Consider the following 17,112-nt stretch of genomic DNA (forward strand, 5'->3'; position numbering starts at 1 on the left):
CGCCGCTCTGCGTTCACGGGGCGAGCCGGGTAGCCGGCTTGCCCCGTGACGTTTTCAAGGGGCGAACGGCAGTTCGCGCTTGTGCTGGGTCTTGCGGTAGTTGGCGACGATGATCTCGGCCGCTGCCTGATCCACCGGGCGACCCTGCAGGAAGTCATCGATCTGCTGGTAGGTCACGCCGTGCGCGGCCTCGTCCGGTTTGCCTGGTGCCAGGTCTTCGAGGTCGGCAGTCGGGACTTTTTCGACCAGCGACTCGGGCGCACCGAAGCTGCGCGCGATCGCACGCACCTGACTTTTCACCAGCCCGCTCAGCGGCGCCAGATCACACGCGCCATCACCGAACTTGGTATAGAAGCCCATCACGGCTTCTGCGGCGTGATCGGTGCCAATCACCAGGCCTGCCCGTGCGCCGGCGATCGCGTATTGCGCCACCATGCGCATGCGCGCCTTGACGTTACCCACCACGAAATCCACCAGGCTGGGCGACTGGTTCTTGAGCGCTGCGGTTTCGCCGGCCAGCGCTTTCACGGCTGGGGCGATGTCGATGGTTTGCACTTCATCGGCCTTGATCACCTCCAGGCACGCCTGGGCGTCATGCTCGTCGTGCTGGACGTGATACGGCAAGCGTACGGCAATGAAGGCGTAAGCGTTATCGCCGGTGTCACGGCGCAATTCGTTGATGGCGCGTTGGGCCATCAGCGCCGCGGTCAGCGAGTCGACACCGCCGCTGATGCCCAAGACCAGGGTCTTGAGCCGGGCATTGGCCAGGCAGTCCTTGATGAAGGCCACGCGGCGGGCCACTTCGGCCTCGAGCGCAGCGGCGTCGGCGAATGGCGGCTGGACCTTCAGCGCCTGGGCAATCTCTTGCTGAACCGCTTGCATGGGTTACTCCTTGCTGGGGACTTTGAATACATGACGCATGTAGGCAACGAAATTCTCGTCACGGCATTGGGTCTTGGCGGCCTCGTCCGAGATCTTGGCCACGGGCGAGCCGTTGCAGTCGGTCATTTTAAGCACAATGCTCATCGGTGCCACGCCAGGGATATCGCAGGTCAGGTTGGTACCGATACCGAAGCTCACATTGATGCGACCGCGCAGGGCGCGGAATATCTCGAGCGAGCGCGGCAGGTCGAGACCGTCGGAGAACACCAGGGTCTTGGTCATCGGGTCGATGCCCAGGTGCTCATAGTGCGCGATGGCTTTCTCCGCCCAGGCCACCGGCTCGCCGGAGTCATGGCGCAGGCCGTCGAAGAGCTTGGCGAAGTACAGATCGAAATCGCGAATGAAGGCATCCATGGTGATGCAGTCGGTCAAGGCGATGCCGAGCAGGCCGCGGTATTCGCGAACCCAGCAGTCCAGTGCGGCGATCTGGCTGTCGATCAGGCGCGGCCCAAGCTGTTGATGAGCCATGAACCATTCGTGGGCCATGGTGCCCAGCGGCTTGACGTCGAGCTTCCAGGCCAGGTCGACATTGCTGGTGCCGACGAAGCGACCGGGAAAATCGTCGCGCAGCACACGCACCACTTCTTCCTGGACGCGGCTCGAAAAGCGCCGGCGGGTACCAAAGTCAGCGACCTGAAGATTGCTCAGCTCCTCGTCGCTGGCATTGGCGCGCAACCAGTCGAACTCGCGGTACAGCTGATCACGCGCTGCGGCCAGCGGCATATGCGGGTGCAGGTGGCGGTTACGCACCTCGCTGATGATGGCCAGCAAGGGCACTTCGAACAGGATCACATGCAGCCATGGGCCTTTGAGGCGCAGGAACAACTGATCGTTTTCGATACCCATGTGTACATAGCGCAGATTGAAACGGAACAGGCGCAAAAAGCGCAGGAAATCTGGCTTGAGGAAGCTGATGCGTTCGAGGAAGGCCGGTTGGCCGTCGTCCAGCGTCAGCTCGCTGAGCAGTTCCAGCTGCTGGCGGATTTCCCCGAGGTAGGGCCGTAGGTCTTCACCATTGCGGCAGCGCATTTCCCATTCGACGTCGGCGTCCGGGTAATTGTGGAGCACGCCCTGCATCATGGTGAGCTTGTAGAAATCGGTGTCGAGCAGGTTATGCACGATGCGCTCGGCGAATGCGCTCTCGCTCATCAAGGGGCTCCAGAGGGGGCGAATGTGCAACATTGTGCCAGTCTTTTCGCTTGCAGTGGGTCCGGGCGGCGCGTTGCGCCAAGCGAGGGACGCGGTGTTGCCCGCGTAAATGCCATAACCGGTGCTTTTTCCGTGCAGCGACTAGCCTATAAACGGTGCCGCCTGTATCAGTTACGCACCAGCGGTGTGCACTTCGGTGACGTCGCTTGTTACACGCCGGTTGCACGTAAACACATGCAGAGGTTGCAATGATGGCACCCCGCGGTTGCGCCTTCATTCGTCACGTGGTGGCGCCAGCCGCAAGGCAGACGGTTGCACGCGCTGTAAAGGTAAGGCCGTCGGTCGCACTGGTGCGGCCGACGGGCAGTGTTTTCCCAGATGACAAAATCGATGGCACGGCCCTTGCTCAGAGCACAGGGCTGGGAAGTTGTAGTGCCAACCAAAAAAAACTCTAGGAGCACCACCTCATGTCGCAGACGTTTTACAAGAAAGGTTTCCTGGCCCTGGCCGTGGCTACGGCACTGGGTATTTCTTCGTATGTTCAGGCCGACGTCAAAATCGGTGTCGCGGGGCCGATGACGGGAGCCAACGCAGCGTTTGGCGAGCAATACATGAAAGGTGCGCAGGCCGCGGCCGACAAGATCAACGCCGCCGGCGGCGTCAACGGCGAGAAGATCGTTCTGGTCAAGGGCGATGACGCCTGCGAACCCAAGCAGGCCGTCTCGGTGGCCAACCGCCTGGTCGACCAGGACAAGGTCGTTGGCGTGGTCGGGCACTTCTGCTCCTCCAATACCATCCCCGCCTCCGAGGTGTACGACGAAGCCGGTGTGATCGCCATCACCCCGGGCTCGACCAACCCGCAAGTGACCGAGCGGGGGCTGTCGGCGATGTTCCGCATGTGCGGGCGCGACGACCAGCAGGGCGTGGTGGCCGGCGACTATATCGTCGACGTGCTCAAGGGCAAGAAGGTGGCGGTCCTGCACGACAAGGACACCTATGGCCAAGGCCTGGCCGACGCTACCCAGGCGCAGCTGAAGAAGCGCGGCGTGAAACCGGTGCTGTACGAAGGTCTGACCCGTGGTGAGAAAGACTTCAGCGCCGTGGTCACCAAGATTCGCGCCGCTGGCGCCGATGTCGTGTACTTCGGCGGCCTGCACCCGGAGGCCGGGCCGTTGGTGCGCCAGCTGCGCGAGCAGGGCCTCAAGGACGTCAAGTTCATGTCCGATGATGGCATCGTCACTGATGAGTTGGTATCCACCGCAGGCGGCGCGCAGTATGTCGACGGCGTATACATGACCTTCGGTGCCGACCCGCGCATGCTGCCTGACAGCAAGGCGGTGGTGGAAGAATTCCGCAAGGCGGGTACCGAACCTGAGGGCTACACCTTGTACGCCTACGCGTCGCTGCAGGCGCTGGCCGCTGCATTCAATGGCGCCAAGTCGAACAAGGGCGAAGACGCCGCCAAATGGCTCAAGGCCAACCCGGTTCAGACCGTCATGGGCGAGAAGAAATGGGACAGCAAGGGTGACCTGACCGTGTCCGACTACGTGGTCTACCAGTGGGACAAGGACGGCAAGTACCACCAGCTGGAAAAACAAAAATAATAACGGCCAGCGGCCCGGACACAGGTCTGGGCCATTGCCCCGCGGTACCTGTCCTTCTTCGGAGACCTGCACCCTTGCTGCACCGCTGGGGCCGCCACATCGGTGGCCTGCGGTGGTCGGCGTGGGTGCCGTCTCGCTCAGGTGAGAGTGCGTTATGGATGGTATTTTCCTGCAGCAACTGGTCAACGGCCTGACCCTCGGGTCGGTCTATGGCCTGATCGCCATCGGCTACACAATGGTCTATGGCATTATCGGCATGATCAACTTCGCGCACGGCGAGGTGTATATGATCTCCGCATACCTCGCGGCGATCAGCCTGGCATTGCTGGCTTACTTCGGTATCGAATCCTTCCCGCTGCTGATGCTCGGCACGCTGTTGTTCACCGTGGTGGTCACCGGCGTCTACGGCTTCACCATCGAGCGCATCGCCTACAAACCGCTGCGTAACTCCACCCGCCTGGCACCGTTGATCAGTGCCATCGGCATTTCCCTGATCCTGCAGAACTACGCACAGATCAGCCAGGGCGCCCGCCAGCAGGGCGTGCCTACCTTGCTCGAAGGCGCCATGCGCGTCGAGGTCGGCTCGGGCTTCGTGCAACTGACCTACACCAAGATCTTCATCCTGGTCGCAGCCTTCGTCGGCATGGGCTTGCTCACCTACGTGATCAAGTACACCAAGCTTGGGCGCATGTGCCGCGCCACCCAGCAGGATCGCAAGATGGCCTCGATCCTCGGCATCAACACCGATCGAGTGATTTCCTATGTGTTCGTCATCGGCGCTGTGATGGCCGCCCTGGCGGGCGTGCTGATCACCATGAACTACGGGACATTCGACTTCTACGCAGGCTTCATCATCGGTATCAAGGCCTTCACTGCCGCGGTACTGGGTGGCATCGGCTCGCTGCCGGGAGCGATGCTTGGCGGCATCATCCTGGGGATTTCCGAGTCGCTGTTCTCCGGCCTGATCAACTCGGACTACAAGGACGTGTTCAGTTTCTCGCTGCTGGTGCTGATCCTGATCTTCCGCCCGCAGGGTCTGCTGGGTCGCCCGCTCGTGGCTAAGGTGTGAACATGTCGATTGCCAAACTTGCCTCTGCCTCCGAAACCAAGGGTTTCGACATCAAACGCAGCCTGCTGGAGACCGTGGTCGCCGGCCTGCTGGCGCTCATCGTCTTTGGTCCGGTCGTCGGCGTGGTGCTCGACGGCTATTCCTTCAATGCCGAACCGCGGCGTGTGGCGTGGTTGGTCGGCGCGGTCATGGTCGGGCGCTTTCTGCTCAGCCTGTACGTGCAGACGGCTGCCGGGCGGCGCATGCTCGAAGGCTTCGACAGTGGCGGCTCGGGCGTGCACGTGCGGGCGCCCAACTACGTGTCGCGGCTGCGCTACATCATTCCGGCGCTGATCGTGATCGCCATTGTCTTCCCGATCTTTGCCAACAAATACCTGCTGACCGTGGTCATCCTCGGCCTGATCTACGTGCTGTTGGGCCTGGGCCTGAATATCGTGGTGGGGCTGGCCGGTTTGCTCGACCTGGGCTACGTGGCGTTCTACGCCATTGGCGCCTACGGCCTGGCCCTGGGTTACCAGTACCTGGGCCTGGGCTTCTGGAGCGTGCTGCCCCTGGCAGCCATCGCGGCTGCGTTGGCCGGATGCATCCTGGGTTTTCCGGTGCTGCGCATGCACGGTGACTACCTGGCGATCGTGACCTTGGGCTTCGGGGAAATCATCCGCCTGGTGCTGAACAATTGGCTGTCGTTCACCGGTGGCCCCAACGGCATGCCGGCACCGTCGCCGACCTTGTTCGGCCTGGAGTTCGGCCGCAGGGCCAAGGATGGCGGTGTACCGATCCACGAGTTTCTCGGCATCGACTACAACGCCAATCTCAAGTTCGTGTTCATCTACGCCGTGCTGTTCCTGGTCGTGCTGGCGGTGTTGTACATCAAGCACCGCCTGACCCGCATGCCGGTCGGGCGCGCCTGGGAAGCGCTGCGCGAAGATGAAATCGCCTGCCGCTCGATGGGCTTGAACCACGTGCTGGTCAAGCTCTCGGCCTTCACCCTTGGTGCCTCCACCGCGGGTCTTGCCGGGGTGTTCTTCGCCACCTACCAAGGCTTCGTCAACCCGTCATCCTTCACCTTCTTCGAGTCGGCACTGATTCTGGCCATCGTCGTGCTCGGTGGCATGGGCTCGACCGTGGGTGTGGTGATCGCGGCCTTCGTGTTGACCGTGGCCCCGGAGTTGCTGCGCAGCTTCTCGGAGTACCGCGTGCTGCTGTTCGGGGTGTTGATGGTGTTGATGATGATCTGGCGACCGCGTGGGCTGATCCGCATCAGCCGTACCGGCGTAACCCCGCGTAAAGGAGTGGCGCCATGAGCGATGAAGTCATCTTGTCGGTCGAGCACCTGATGATGCAGTTCGGCGGCATCAAGGCGCTCAGCGACGTCAGCCTGAAGGTCAAGCGCAACCAGATCTTCGCCCTGATCGGCCCAAACGGCGCGGGCAAGACCACGGTGTTCAACTGCCTCACCGGCTTCTACAAGGCCAGCGGTGGGCGAATCGAGCTGAACGTGCGCGGCAGCCATACCAACATCATCCAATTGCTCGGCGAGCGCTTCCAGGCCAGCGACTTCGTGTCGCCCGCGCGTTTCGCCAGGCGTCTGTACTACAAGATGTTCGGCGGTACGCACCTGGTCAACCGCGCAGGTCTGGCGCGAACCTTCCAGAACATTCGCCTGTTCAAGGAAATGTCGGTGGTCGAAAACCTGCTGGTCGCCCAGCACATGTGGGTGAACCGCAACCTGCTGGCGGGCGTGCTCAACACCAAGGCCTACCGCAAATCCGAAAGCGATGCCCTGGACCATGCGTTCTATTGGCTTGAAGTGGTTGACCTGGTCGATTGCGCCAACCGGCTGGCCGGTGAATTGTCGTACGGCCAGCAACGGCGCCTGGAGATTGCCCGAGCCATGTGCACGCGGCCCAAGATTATCTGCCTGGACGAGCCGGCTGCCGGCCTCAACCCGCAGGAAACCGAGGCCCTCAGCCGCATGATTCGCGTGCTGCGCGACCAGCACGACCTCACCGTGGTGCTGATCGAGCACGACATGGGCATGGTCATGAGTATTTCCGACCATATCGTCGTGCTCGACCACGGCAACGTGATCGCCGAGGGCGCGCCGCAGGACATCCGCCACAACCCGACGGTGATCGCCGCCTACCTGGGTGCCGACGAAGAGGAACTGGTATGACTGCACCCATTCTCGAACTGCGTAACCTGGACGTGTTCTATGGGCCGATCCAGGCACTGAAGAAGGTCTCGATGCACATCGAAGAGGGCGAGACCGTGAGCCTGATCGGCGCCAACGGTGCCGGCAAGTCCACGCTGCTGATGTCGATCTTCGGCCAGCCGCGCGCGGCATCGGGGCAGATCGTCTACCGCGGCACCGACATCACCCGCAAGTCGTCGCACTACATCGCCTCCAACGGCATCGCGCAGTCGCCGGAAGGACGCCGGGTGTTTCCCGACATGAGCGTCGAAGAAAACCTGATGATGGGCACCATTCCCATCGGGGACAAGTTCGCCAGCGAGGACATGCAGCGCATGTTCGAACTGTTCCCGCGGCTGAAGGAGCGCCGCAATCAGCGAGCCATGACCATGTCCGGTGGCGAGCAGCAGATGCTCGCCATCGCCAGGGCGCTGATGAGCCGGCCCAAGTTGCTGTTGCTCGATGAGCCATCGCTGGGGCTGGCGCCGATCGTCGTCAAGCAGATCTTCTCGACCCTGCGCGAATTGGCCAAGACCGGCATGACCATCTTTCTCGTCGAGCAGAACGCCAACCATGCCTTGAAGCTTTCGGACCGTGCGTACGTCATGGTCAATGGTGAGATTCGCATGGCTGGCACAGGACAGGAGCTGTTGGTCAACGAAGAGGTGCGCAACGCTTATCTCGGTGGGCACTGATGTGTCTGCGGGGCTACTTTGCGAGCCCCGCGCTTCGATGTGGACAACGTGCCGCACTGCTTCGCCTTTGCCGCTCGTGATCACTCCCTCTTGGCTGTTGGAGCGTGGCACCAGGTTTTCCACGGTTAATGTGAGCCTGCCTGTGGAAAACATGGTGGCATGTCGCTACAGGCCAGGAAAATCAAGGGTTATAACGATATGCTCATTTTTTGATCAATGACCATTCGATCAGTGGATAACCTGTCCCGAATGCCTGGTGATGTGAATAACCAAGCCGGTTTTCGGCCTGTGGATAAATCTGTGGGCAAGCATTGGACAGACCGCCGCGAACGGCACCCCACAAGCGCTGCGTTGGACCAGGCGGCAAGCGGTGAGGTCATCACGAGCTGAAAGGTTTCCGTGTTGAACGAAAGTTGCCCCCAATCCGTGGGGAAAGCCCTGTGGATAACATGCGCATAGGTCGCTTCGAGCCCTCTGTTACAAGGGTTTCGCGAAGGCGTACAAAAAATGAACAGCGGTGTTATGACTTGCCCGCTGCCACCCTGGCGGGCATGCTGCGAAGCTGTCGATGACAATCCTTTGAGGAACACAGCATGACGTCCACCGTATTCATCACTGGTGCCACTTCCGGTTTTGGCGAAGCCACGGCACGCCGCTTTGCCGAAGCAGGCTGGAAGCTGGTGCTCACCGGTCGCCGCAAGGAGCGCCTGGACGCCCTTTGCGCCGAGTTGTCGGCCAAGACAGATGTGCATGGCCTGGTGCTGGATGTGCGTGATCGCACGGCCATGGAAGCGGCGATTGCTGGCCTGCCCGCTGGCTTCGAGAAACTGCGCGGCCTGGTCAACAACGCCGGTTTGGCGTTGGGTGTGGACGCTGCGCAGAACTGCAGCCTGGACGACTGGGAAACCATGGTCGACACCAACATCAAGGGTCTGATCTACACCACGCGCCTGCTGCTGCCGCGCCTGATCGCCCATGGCCGTGGCGCGTCGATCCTCAACGTGGGCTCGGTGGCCGGCAACTATCCCTATCCTGGCAGCAATGTCTATGGCGGCACCAAGGCCTTCGTCGGCCAATTCTCGCTGAGCCTGCGCTGCGACTTGCGCGGCACTGGCGTGCGCGTCAGCAACATCGAACCTGGGTTGTGCGAGAGCGAGTTCTCGCTGGTGCGCTTCGGCGGTGATCAGGCCAAGTACGATGCCACCTACGCAGGGGCCGAGCCGATCCAGCCCCAGGACATCGCCGAAACCATCTTCTGGATCCTCAACCAGCCTGCGCACATCAACATCAACAGCCTTGAGCTGATGCCGGTGAGCCAGGATTGGGCAGGGTTCTCCATCGACCGTTCGGTCAACGGCTGATCGCGTCTCAGGCCAGGTGTTGTAACCCCTGCAGGCACGTCGCCAAATGATAGGGCGTGGTCGACGGCATGTCATGGCGGCTTACCGCGCCCTGGCCATCGCGGCATTCGTACCAGCCGCCGGCATGCAGGAACTGCTGCTCCAACGCCTTGAGCTGAGTCAGTAGCCTGGCCTCGTTGCCCGGGCGCAGGGCCAAGGCTCGCAGGTATTCCGCCTGCGCCCAGATGCGTTGGGTGGCGTCGAGGACGTTGCCCTGCACATCGAGCATCGCCAGCACCGCTGCGTTGTTCACCCCGCACTCCTCGGCATAGCCGAACGCCCGCTCGATGGAGCGATGCAGGGCGGTGGCGCGCAGCAGCGGTGAGGTCTCGAGCAGGTAGAACCACTCGAACTGATGGCCGGGTTCGAACCAGTTATCCACAGCGGCGCAGGGCTTTTCCAGCATCAGCCCGTGCTGTGGCTCGACGAAGTGCTGCTGCAAGGCTTCGCACAGCTGCAGCAATGACTGCTGTACTTGCGCGTCCTGGCGCACCGCCAGCACTTGCAGGAAGGCTTCTGCCAAGTGCATCTGCGGGTTCTGCAGCGCGCCGCTGCCCAGGTCCGACCAGTCTTCACCCAGGCTCGCTTCATACAAGCCATCGTCACGGGCGAACTGCTCGGCGATCACTGCCAAGGCAGCATTGAGCGTGGCCTGCACCAGCCCCTCGCCGACCTGGCCCCAGTAGTGGGCGCAGGCGAAGACGATGAAGGCGTGGGTATACAGGTCCTTGCGTCGGTCCAAGGGCGCGCCCTGGGCGTCGATGCTGTAGTACCAACCACCGTGCTCAGCGTCGTGAAAGTGCTTCTGCAAGGAACGGAAGAGTGCCGCGGCGCGCTCGGCGGCACCGGGTTCGTCGATGCGGCTGCTGAACAGGTACAACTGCCGTGCGCAGGCCATGGCCCGATAGCGCTGCGCGGGCAATGGACGGTGCTGGGCGTCGAGCGCTTCATAGGGCAGGGCCAGCTCGGCATTCCAGCCCGGACCTTGCCACAACGGCACGATGCAGTCGGCGAAGTGCTGGTTGAAACGGGCCAGTTCCGGCAGGGTAGGGCGGGGGTTGGACATGGGTGCGCTCGTCGCTTTCAGGCAGGGCGCCATGGTAGCAGAACTACGGTTGCCGGTTGCCTAGCCCTTGCCAGTGGCGCGCGCCAACGAAAATGAAGCGCAACTGCTGGGTGATCTTTTCCTGGGCGCTGAGCGCCTGTGGATAACCGGGCTCGGTACGGTCGATCAGCTCGGGCAAGGTGGCGAACACGGTCTTCACCACCAGATCCGCCATTACCGTCAATGCGGCGCTGTCCAGGTGCTGCCAGCGCTTCATCCGTGCCAGGTCGGTGGCCAGGTCGTCGCTGATGTCCTGGCGCAGGCGCGCGATAGCCTGGCGCACGGCTTGCGAGCCGCCATATTGTTCGCGGGCCAGGAACAGGAACTGGGCGCGGTGGGCTGCAACCACGTCGAGGAAGATCCGTACAGAGGCGTCGGTGATGCCGCCCAGCTCGAACTCATTCTGCCGTACCAGGCGAATGGTCTGCCGGAAGGTGGTGTCGACTTCGGCCACCAGGGCCAGGCCCAAGGCGTCCATGTCGCAGAAATGCCGGTAGAAACCAGTCGGCACGATGCCCGCGAGCTTGGTCACCTCACGCAAGCTGATGCTGCCAAAACCGCGCCCGCTCTCCATCAGCTGGCAGGCGGCATCGAGCAGGGCCTGGCGGGTCTGTAGCTTCTGTTCGGCGCGCGGCAACATGGGGGCGAGCTTCTGTAACGTCGAGGCTGGGCACTCTAGATAAAAAAACGAAGCCCGGTCAATGGACCGGGCTCGGCGGGGCGCAAGCGGCGTGACAGAGGTCGGCCTTTTCGCTCATGGCGATCAGCTCACGCGGCTGATTTCAACCAGACGGTCCGCACCGCCTTCAGCCACACGGCCAGACTGCTCGATCAAGCGATCCGCACCGCCTTCGGCAACACGGCCAGACTGCTCGATCAGGCGATCCGCACCGCCTTCAGCCACACGGCCAGACTGCTCGATCAGGCGATCCGAGCCGCCTTCAGCGACACGGCCAGACTGCTCGATCAGGCGATCCGAGCCGCCCTCAGCGACACGGTCGGTGCGCTCGATCAGACGATCCGAGCCGCCTTCGGCAACGCGACCGGAGCGCTCGATGAGGCGATCGGCGCCACCTTCGGCTACGGTTTTCAGGGGTTGGGCAACTTCAACGCTGCTCGAGCGCGATTCGGCGCTCAGGTGCTGCTCGGCAGCAGGCAGGGCGAAGGCATTGGCGGCAAGCAAGGACAGGGTGAGGCTGAGCAGATGGCGTTTCATGATTCGGTGCTCCTCTGGGGGGGCTGGAAAGTGGGTACGAAGCCAATGCTACGCCCGGTGACGCCAGAGAGAAGTTCATACGGGTAATGGTAACAATCGACGCCATTGATAACAGTTCGCAACGCATCTATCTCGCCACTTTCGGTGCCGCTGCGGCATTCCGTGTGCAGGCCGTGCAGGTAACACAGAGGGTGCCGAGCCCGCCCACCTGGTCGGGGCTTATGCCTGATGCGGCTATGATTCGGGTGTTGGATAAAACCCAACGGGTTTTCATCAGTCCCAGTTATTGAATGCCATCGTCGCGCCCGCTTTTTATGCCCCGCCGTCAGGAGAATCACGCAATGACGCGTCCCGCCAGAATCATCATCTGGACCCTAGCCACCGTGTTGACCGTACTGGCGATCCTGGTGGTGATCATCGCCACCTTCGACTGGAACCGCGTCAAGCCGCTGCTCAACGAGAAAGTGTCCGAGGCCCTGCATCGGCCGTTCGCCATCAATGGCAACCTGACCGTGCATTGGCGCACCGAGCCTGAAGAGGGCGGCTGGCGCGCCTGGGTGCCGTGGCCACACTTCACGGCTGAGGACCTGACCTTGGGCAACCCGCAGTGGCTCAAGGAGCCGCAGATGGTTGGCCTCGAGCGCGTGGAGTTTCGCCTGGCGCCGTTGCCGCTGATCGTGCAGAAGATCAGCATTCCGCGCATCAACCTGACCAAGCCCACTGCGAGCCTGACCCGTCTGGCCGACGGCCGTGCCAACTGGAACTTCGATCTAGGTGCCAAGGACGAGAACGAACCCCCTTCCAAATGGCAGCTCGACATCGGCGCCATCGGCTTCGACCAAGGCAACGTCAGCTTCGATGACCAGACCCTGAAAACCAGCATGAAGGTGCAGATCGATCCGCTCGGCAAGCCGATTCCGTTCAGCGAGATTGTCGGCAAGGCCAGTGCGGAAAAAGCTGGCGGGGCGCAGGATTATCAATTCGGCCTCAAGGCCAAGGGTCGCTACCAGGGCCAGGCGGTTTCCGGCACGGGCAAGATTGGCGGCCTGCTGGCGCTGCAAGACGCCAACCAGCCGTTCCCGTTGCAGGCCGATGTGCGCATCGCTGATACCCATGTGGTCCTCGCCGGGACCCTGACCGACCCATTGCACCTTGGCGCGCTTGACCTGCGCCTGCGCCTGTCGGGCGCGAGCCTGGGCAACCTCTACCCGCTCACCGGCGTAACCTTGCCCGATACCCCCGCCTATTCCACCGATGGCCGGCTCAGCGCCAACCTGCATGCTGCCGAAGGCGCGAGCTTCAAGTACCAGGGTTTCAACGGCAAGATCGGCGACAGCGACATTCATGGCGACCTGGCCTATGTCGCCAGCAAGCCCCGGCCGAAGCTCTCCGGCAAGCTGGTTTCCAATCAGCTGCTGTTCAAGGACCTGGCGCCGCTGATTGGCGCTGATTCCAATGCCGAGCAGAAAGCCCGCGGCGGTGCCAGCAAGCAGCCGGCCGACAAGGTTCTACCCGTCGAAGCGTTTCGCACCGAGCGCTGGCGCGCGATGGACGCGGACGTCACGTTCGCGGGCAAACGCATCGTTCACAGCGAGCAGTTGCCGTTCAGCGATCTGTCCGCGCACCTGATTCTCGATGATGGCCTGCTGCGCCTGGAACCGCTGCGCTTTGGCGTTGCCGGTGGCAATCTCGCCTCCAACATTCGCCTCGATGGGCGCAACGTGCCGCTGCAGGGGCGCGCGCAGTTGACCGCGCGCGGCTTCAAGCTCAAGCAGCTGTTCCCCAACTTCGCGCCGATGCAGACCAGCTTCGGTGAGCTCAACGGCGACGCTGACCTCAGCGGCCGGGGCAATTCGGTGGCGGCATTGCTGGGCACGGCCAACGGCAACCTGCGCATGTTGATCAACGATGGCGCCATCAGCCGCAGTCTGATGGAAATCGCCGGGCTCAACGTCGGCAACTATGTGGTCGGCAAGTTGTTCGGCGACGAAGATGTCGAGATCAACTGCGCGGCGGCGGATGTGGGCATCAAGGATGGCCTGGCCTCGACACGCTTGTTCATCTTCGATACCGAGAACGCGATCATCTACATCAACGGCACGGCCAACTTCGCCAGCGAACAGCTGGACCTGAAGATCACCCCCGAGTCTAAGGGTCTGCGCCTGTTCTCGCTGCGCTCGCCGTTGTATGTGCGTGGGCCGTTCGCCAAGCCCAATGCCGGCGTGCAGGCTGTGCCGCTGGCGCTGCGGGGTGCGGGGATGGTGGCGCTGGGCGTAGTGGCCGGTCCGGCTGCCGGGCTGCTGGCGTTGGTGGCGCCCAGCAGTGGCGATGAGCCCAATCAGTGCACGCCTTTGCTGCAGCAGATGAAGGCTGGCAAGGCCCCGGCTGCGGTAAAGGGCCGCAAATGAGTCCAGGCTGCCCGATCAGGTCGCGATTGGCGCAATGAAAAAGGCCGCTCCGGGAGGAGCGGCCTTTGGTTATGCCGGGGCATGGGGAGATCGTGCGATCACAGACCTTGCAGCAGATCGGACATGTCGTCGGCGTGCTCTTCTTCCTGGGCCAGGATGTCTTCGAAGATACGGCGAGTGGTCGGGTCCTTGTCACCGATGTACTGGATGATTTCGCGATAGCTGTCGATGGCGATGCGCTCGGCGACCAAGTCTTCCAGGACCATTTCCTTCAGCGAATTGCCCGCCACGTACTGGGCGTGGGAGTTCTTGGTCAGGTTGTCCGGGTTGAAATCTGGCTCGCCGCCCAATTGCACGATGCGCTCGGCGAGCTTGTCGGCGTGTTCGGCTTCCTGGGTAGCGTGCTCGAGGAATTCATCGGCCGCCGCCTTGGCCTTGATGCCGCTGGCCATGAAGTAGTGGCGCTTGTAACGCAGGACGCAGACCAGTTCGGTGGCCAGCGACTCGTTCAGCAGGCGAATGATCTGCTCGCGGTCGGCATGGTAGCCCTCGGTCACCGCGCCTTGCTCGACGTGCTCGCGGGCACGCTGGCGAAGGGTTTGCACATCGGTCAGTTCAACGTTGCTCATGGTTATCTCCAAAGGAATCCGGGCGGGTGGTCACGGTGCACGGGAGGCTCAGGCGCCGTGGGCGGCCTTGCTGTCCTCTTCTCGTTGTTTACAGGTCTTGAAGCCCTTGGCATCGACATGGCCGGTGGCGTCGAAGCGCACGTAGTACGGCTGCTGGTGGCCATCGCGGTTGAGGATGTAGTCATTGCAGGTGCCGCCATTGGGCAGGTCGATGACGTTCGACGGGCTGCCGCCAATGGCGATGACTTTTTGCATGGTCATGCCGTTTTCGACCTGCTTGACCAGGGGTTCGTCGCGGTAGGTCACGTAATCGACCGGATTCTCCGGACGGCTGCCGCAGGCGGCCAGGGTCGCGCTTGCCAGGAGAATTGCCAGGGTCTGTTTGTACATGGTCCAGCTCCTTGCTAAGGGTATGTGCAAGTTGGAACCTCGCTTCGCTTCAGGAGTTCGATTGCGATAGCCATTTGCCCCAGGGTGGGGTTGCCCGATCATCTAGAAAAAAAGAGGTTTGCCCATGCAACCGTTGGCGACGCGTTACCCGTTGGTGCTGGTGCCGGGGATGCTGGGCTTCGTCCGGCTGGTGCTCTATCCGTACTGGTTCGGCATCGTGCCGGCCCTGCGCAAAGGTGGCGCGCAGGTATTTGCGGTGCAGGTCTCGCCCTTGCACAGCAACGAGGTGCGTGGGGAGCAATTGCTGGCGATCATCGAAGACATCTGCCGGCGCACCGGCGCGCCGAAGGTCAACCTCATCGGTCACAGCCAAGGCGCCCTCAACGCACGCTTCGCTGCGGCGCGGCGGCCAGATCGCGTGGCGTCGGTGACCTCGGTGGCCGGGCCGAACCATGGCTCGGAGCTGGCCGATTACCTGGAGCGCAACGCTCCCGGCGATTCCGCGCAGGGTCGGGTGCTCAGGGCCGTGCTGCACGGCCTGGCCTTCTTGATGGGCAAGCTGGAGACGGGCTGGCGCCGCGAGCCGCTGCCCATCGACGTGCACGCCTCCCACCAGTCGCTGACCAGTGCCGGCGTGGCCCTGTTCAACCAGGCTTACCCACAGGGCCTGCCTGACAGCTGGGGCGGCGAGGGCGCTTATGAAGTCGACGGCGTGCGCTACTACTCCTGGTCCGGCACCGTGCAGCCCGGCCTGACCGACCAAGGGCGCAATCGCTTCGATGGCAGCAGCTATTTCTGCCGGCTGTTCGCGCGCTGTTTCGCCAAGGAGAAAGGCCAATGCGATGGCATGGTCGGGCGCTTCAGCTCGCACCTGGGCCAGGTCATCGGTGACGACTATCCGCTCGATCACCTGGACATCGTCAACCAGTCCCTGGGCGCGGTGGGCAAGGGCGCCGAGCCGCTGCGGCTGTTCACCGAACATGCCGCGCGGCTCAAGGCCGCTGGGCTCTAGCGACGCACCGGGGTGGTCCAGCGCTCGGCCAGGATCACTCCCAGCAGGGTCAGCATGCCACCGATCAGGTGGTAACTGGCCAGGCGTTCGTCCAGCACCGAGGCGGCGATCAGCGCGGTGACCACCGGCAGCAGGTTGAAGAACAGCGTGGTACGGCTTGGCCCCAGGCGCTGCACCGCCTGCATCCACACCAGCGGCGCGATCATCGAGGCCAGCACGCAGGCGTACAGCACCAGGCCGAGGTTGTGGCCGTTCAGCCCGGTCTTGTCCGACAGCATGAACAGCGGCAGGAGCACCACGATGGCCACCAGCACCTGCAGGTACAGCAGTTGCAACGGCGGCAGACGCAACTGCCACTTCTTCAGCAAGAAGCTGTACAGCGCGTAGGCCAAGGTGGCAATCAGCATCAGCAGATCGCCCACGTTCAGGCCCTGCTGCAACAAGGTGACCGGCGCGCCCGCCGACACCACCTCGAGCACGCCGATGAACGACACCATGGCGCCGGCCAGGGCGCCGTAGGTCAGGCGTTGCCCCAGCCAGGCGATGGACAGGGCCAGCGACATCAGCGGCATCAGCGACAGGATGATGCCCATGTTGGTAGCGCTGGTGATGCCGGCGGCGAAGTAGGCAAGGCTCTGGTACACGGCCATGCCGAGCACACCCAGCACTGCCACCTTGCCCAGGTGCGGCCGTATCGCCGCGCGGTTGCGCCACACGCCAGGCAGTACGAACGGAGTGAACAGCACACCGGCCAGCAGCCAGCGGTAGAAGCCGATTTCGGCGGGAAAGATGGCGCCGGCGGCCATCTTGGTGACCACGGTATTACCGGCCCAGATGAGGATGGCGAACAGGGGAAACGCGTAATTCATGCAGCAACAGGCTCGTCGGTTCGGCGCGCAGGCCTTGGCCGGTCATTATGCGCGGGGCGCTGGCCGAGCGGGATGTAAAAAATCTTGTCTACACTCAGGGCCATGTCCGTGCATCGGGCGCGGCGCCCAGGAGACCACTCCATGAAGATGCTGCATGTGCCATTGCTGGCGCTGGCTGTGCTATTCAGCGCACAGGGTTTTGCCGCCAATACCGCGCAACAGGAAAAGATGAAGACCTGTAATGCCGATGCCACCGCCCAGGCGCTCAAGGGCGATGAGCGCAAGGCGTTCATGAGCACGTGCCTGAAGAAGCAAGTGCCGCAAACCCAGCAGGAGAAAATGAAGACCTGCAATGCCGCCGCCACTGGCCAGTCGCTCAAAGGTGACGCACGCAAAGCCTTCATGAGCGACTGCCTGAAGAAGAAGTGAC

17 protein-coding genes are annotated in these 17,112 nt (G+C 62.7%); 9 read left to right on the forward strand and 8 right to left on the reverse strand.

Going from position 1 to position 17,112, the window contains the following annotated elements; genetic code table 11:
* Positions 1 to 54: 54 nt before the first annotated feature.
* Positions 55 to 882: an ammonia-dependent NAD(+) synthetase gene (gene nadE, locus ACLEJW_RS17075; protein WP_313295754.1), complete on the reverse strand. Its 828-nt coding sequence runs from the start codon at positions 880 to 882 to the stop codon at positions 55 to 57.
* 3 nt (positions 883 to 885) lie between these two features.
* Entirely contained in the window at positions 886 to 2,091 is a 1,206-nt protein-coding gene (gene pncB / locus ACLEJW_RS17080) for a nicotinate phosphoribosyltransferase (RefSeq protein ID WP_440777935.1), read from the reverse strand.
* A 467-nt stretch (positions 2,092 to 2,558) separates the two neighbouring features.
* On the opposite strand from pncB, the gene ACLEJW_RS17085 reads away from it, so the two are divergent.
* The 6 genes from ACLEJW_RS17085 to ACLEJW_RS17110 all read left to right on the forward strand — a co-directional run bounded on the left by ACLEJW_RS17085 (position 2,559) and on the right by ACLEJW_RS17110 (position 9,014).
* Positions 2,559 to 3,695, forward strand: coding sequence for a branched-chain amino acid ABC transporter substrate-binding protein (locus ACLEJW_RS17085; protein WP_313295757.1), 1,137 nt, complete (start codon positions 2,559 to 2,561; stop codon positions 3,693 to 3,695).
* 154 nt (positions 3,696 to 3,849) lie between these two features.
* Positions 3,850 to 4,764 (forward strand): ABC transporter permease subunit, encoded by a 915-nt coding sequence (locus ACLEJW_RS17090; RefSeq protein WP_145190034.1) that lies wholly within the window; start codon positions 3,850 to 3,852, stop codon positions 4,762 to 4,764.
* A gap of 2 nt (positions 4,765 to 4,766) precedes the next feature.
* Entirely contained in the window at positions 4,767 to 6,068 is a 1,302-nt protein-coding gene (gene livM / locus ACLEJW_RS17095; protein ID WP_145190037.1) for a high-affinity branched-chain amino acid ABC transporter permease LivM, read from the forward strand.
* The gene (locus ACLEJW_RS17100) at positions 6,065 to 6,940 is read left to right on the forward strand and encodes an ABC transporter ATP-binding protein (RefSeq protein ID WP_145190040.1); all 876 of its coding nucleotides are present in this window, start codon (positions 6,065 to 6,067) and stop codon (positions 6,938 to 6,940) included. The genes livM and ACLEJW_RS17100 overlap by 4 nt, the downstream gene beginning before the upstream one ends.
* Entirely contained in the window at positions 6,937 to 7,653 is a 717-nt protein-coding gene (locus ACLEJW_RS17105) for an ABC transporter ATP-binding protein (protein ID WP_313295761.1), read from the forward strand. Before ACLEJW_RS17100 ends, ACLEJW_RS17105 begins: the two co-directional genes overlap by 4 nt.
* 593 nt (positions 7,654 to 8,246) lie before the next feature.
* Positions 8,247 to 9,014, forward strand: a complete 768-nt coding sequence (locus ACLEJW_RS17110) for an SDR family oxidoreductase (protein WP_145190046.1) — start codon at positions 8,247 to 8,249, stop codon at positions 9,012 to 9,014.
* A 7-nt stretch (positions 9,015 to 9,021) separates the two neighbouring features.
* On the opposite strand, the gene ACLEJW_RS17115 is transcribed toward ACLEJW_RS17110, so the two are convergent.
* The 3 genes from ACLEJW_RS17115 to ACLEJW_RS17125 all read right to left on the reverse strand — a co-directional run bounded on the left by ACLEJW_RS17115 (position 9,022) and on the right by ACLEJW_RS17125 (position 11,374).
* A complete protein-coding gene (locus ACLEJW_RS17115; protein WP_313295765.1) occupies positions 9,022 to 10,119 on the reverse strand; it encodes an AGE family epimerase/isomerase in 1,098 nt (365 codons plus the stop codon).
* Positions 10,120 to 10,162: 43 nt separating this feature from the next.
* A complete protein-coding gene (locus ACLEJW_RS17120; protein ID WP_313295767.1) occupies positions 10,163 to 10,798 on the reverse strand; it encodes a TetR family transcriptional regulator in 636 nt (211 codons plus the stop codon).
* Between the two features lie 123 nt (positions 10,799 to 10,921).
* Positions 10,922 to 11,374 carry a phage infection protein gene (locus ACLEJW_RS17125; protein ID WP_440777936.1) on the reverse strand — a complete coding sequence of 151 codons (453 nt, stop codon included), beginning with the start codon at positions 11,372 to 11,374 and terminating at the stop codon, positions 10,922 to 10,924.
* Positions 11,375 to 11,715: 341 nt separating this feature from the next.
* Here ACLEJW_RS17125 and ACLEJW_RS17130 point away from each other — a divergent pair, with 341 nt between their 5' ends.
* The gene (locus tag ACLEJW_RS17130; protein ID WP_440777937.1) at positions 11,716 to 13,782 is read left to right on the forward strand and encodes an AsmA family protein; all 2,067 of its coding nucleotides are present in this window, start codon (positions 11,716 to 11,718) and stop codon (positions 13,780 to 13,782) included.
* 98 nt (positions 13,783 to 13,880) lie between these two features.
* Here ACLEJW_RS17130 and ACLEJW_RS17135 read toward each other — a convergent pair whose 3' ends face one another.
* Together ACLEJW_RS17135 and osmE are read right to left on the reverse strand one after the other, a co-directional pair.
* The gene (locus tag ACLEJW_RS17135) at positions 13,881 to 14,411 is read right to left on the reverse strand and encodes a ferritin-like domain-containing protein (protein WP_145190061.1); all 531 of its coding nucleotides are present in this window, start codon (positions 14,409 to 14,411) and stop codon (positions 13,881 to 13,883) included.
* A gap of 48 nt (positions 14,412 to 14,459) precedes the next feature.
* A complete protein-coding gene (osmE, locus tag ACLEJW_RS17140) occupies positions 14,460 to 14,801 on the reverse strand; it encodes an osmotically-inducible lipoprotein OsmE (protein ID WP_145190064.1) in 342 nt (113 codons plus the stop codon).
* Positions 14,802 to 14,925: 124 nt separating this feature from the next.
* On the opposite strand from osmE, the gene ACLEJW_RS17145 reads away from it, so the two are divergent.
* Positions 14,926 to 15,813, forward strand: coding sequence for an esterase/lipase family protein (locus ACLEJW_RS17145; RefSeq protein ID WP_145190067.1), 888 nt, complete (start codon positions 14,926 to 14,928; stop codon positions 15,811 to 15,813).
* On the opposite strand, the gene ACLEJW_RS17150 is transcribed toward ACLEJW_RS17145, so the two are convergent.
* Complete coding sequence (locus ACLEJW_RS17150) at positions 15,810 to 16,682, reverse strand: DMT family transporter (protein ID WP_440777938.1); 873 nt, start codon at positions 16,680 to 16,682, stop codon at positions 15,810 to 15,812. The two genes, ACLEJW_RS17145 and ACLEJW_RS17150, sit on opposite strands and share 4 nt — an antisense overlap.
* Positions 16,683 to 16,823: 141 nt before the next feature.
* On the opposite strand from ACLEJW_RS17150, the gene ACLEJW_RS17155 reads away from it, so the two are divergent.
* Complete coding sequence (locus ACLEJW_RS17155; protein WP_440777939.1) at positions 16,824 to 17,111, forward strand: PsiF family protein; 288 nt, start codon at positions 16,824 to 16,826, stop codon at positions 17,109 to 17,111.
* Position 17,112: the final 1 nt, after the last annotated feature.

Source organism: Pseudomonas sp. SMSB3 (assembly GCF_052041965.1).
Taxonomy (GTDB): Bacteria; Pseudomonadota; Gammaproteobacteria; order Pseudomonadales; family Pseudomonadaceae; genus Aquipseudomonas.

Coding starts and splice junctions, on each gene's coding strand:
- pncB (WP_440777935.1), bottom strand. CDS start 2,091: ATGAGCGAGAGCGCATTCGCCGAGCGCATCGTGCATAACCTGCTCGAC.
- ACLEJW_RS17135 (WP_145190061.1), bottom strand. CDS start 14,411: ATGAGCAACGTTGAACTGACCGATGTGCAAACCCTTCGCCAGCGTGCC.
- ACLEJW_RS17110 (WP_145190046.1), top strand. CDS start 8,247: ATGACGTCCACCGTATTCATCACTGGTGCCACTTCCGGTTTTGGCGAA.
- ACLEJW_RS17085 (WP_313295757.1), top strand. CDS start 2,559: ATGTCGCAGACGTTTTACAAGAAAGGTTTCCTGGCCCTGGCCGTGGCT.
- ACLEJW_RS17105 (WP_313295761.1), top strand. CDS start 6,937: ATGACTGCACCCATTCTCGAACTGCGTAACCTGGACGTGTTCTATGGG.
- ACLEJW_RS17115 (WP_313295765.1), bottom strand. CDS start 10,119: ATGTCCAACCCCCGCCCTACCCTGCCGGAACTGGCCCGTTTCAACCAG.
- osmE (WP_145190064.1), bottom strand. CDS start 14,801: ATGTACAAACAGACCCTGGCAATTCTCCTGGCAAGCGCGACCCTGGCC.
- ACLEJW_RS17130 (WP_440777937.1), top strand. CDS start 11,716: ATGACGCGTCCCGCCAGAATCATCATCTGGACCCTAGCCACCGTGTTG.
- ACLEJW_RS17100 (WP_145190040.1), top strand. CDS start 6,065: ATGAGCGATGAAGTCATCTTGTCGGTCGAGCACCTGATGATGCAGTTC.
- ACLEJW_RS17090 (WP_145190034.1), top strand. CDS start 3,850: ATGGATGGTATTTTCCTGCAGCAACTGGTCAACGGCCTGACCCTCGGG.
- ACLEJW_RS17120 (WP_313295767.1), bottom strand. CDS start 10,798: ATGTTGCCGCGCGCCGAACAGAAGCTACAGACCCGCCAGGCCCTGCTC.
- nadE (WP_313295754.1), bottom strand. CDS start 882: ATGCAAGCGGTTCAGCAAGAGATTGCCCAGGCGCTGAAGGTCCAGCCG.
- ACLEJW_RS17145 (WP_145190067.1), top strand. CDS start 14,926: ATGCAACCGTTGGCGACGCGTTACCCGTTGGTGCTGGTGCCGGGGATG.
- ACLEJW_RS17150 (WP_440777938.1), bottom strand. CDS start 16,682: ATGAATTACGCGTTTCCCCTGTTCGCCATCCTCATCTGGGCCGGTAAT.
- livM (WP_145190037.1), top strand. CDS start 4,767: ATGTCGATTGCCAAACTTGCCTCTGCCTCCGAAACCAAGGGTTTCGAC.
- ACLEJW_RS17155 (WP_440777939.1), top strand. CDS start 16,824: ATGAAGATGCTGCATGTGCCATTGCTGGCGCTGGCTGTGCTATTCAGC.
- ACLEJW_RS17125 (WP_440777936.1), bottom strand. CDS start 11,374: ATGAAACGCCATCTGCTCAGCCTCACCCTGTCCTTGCTTGCCGCCAAT.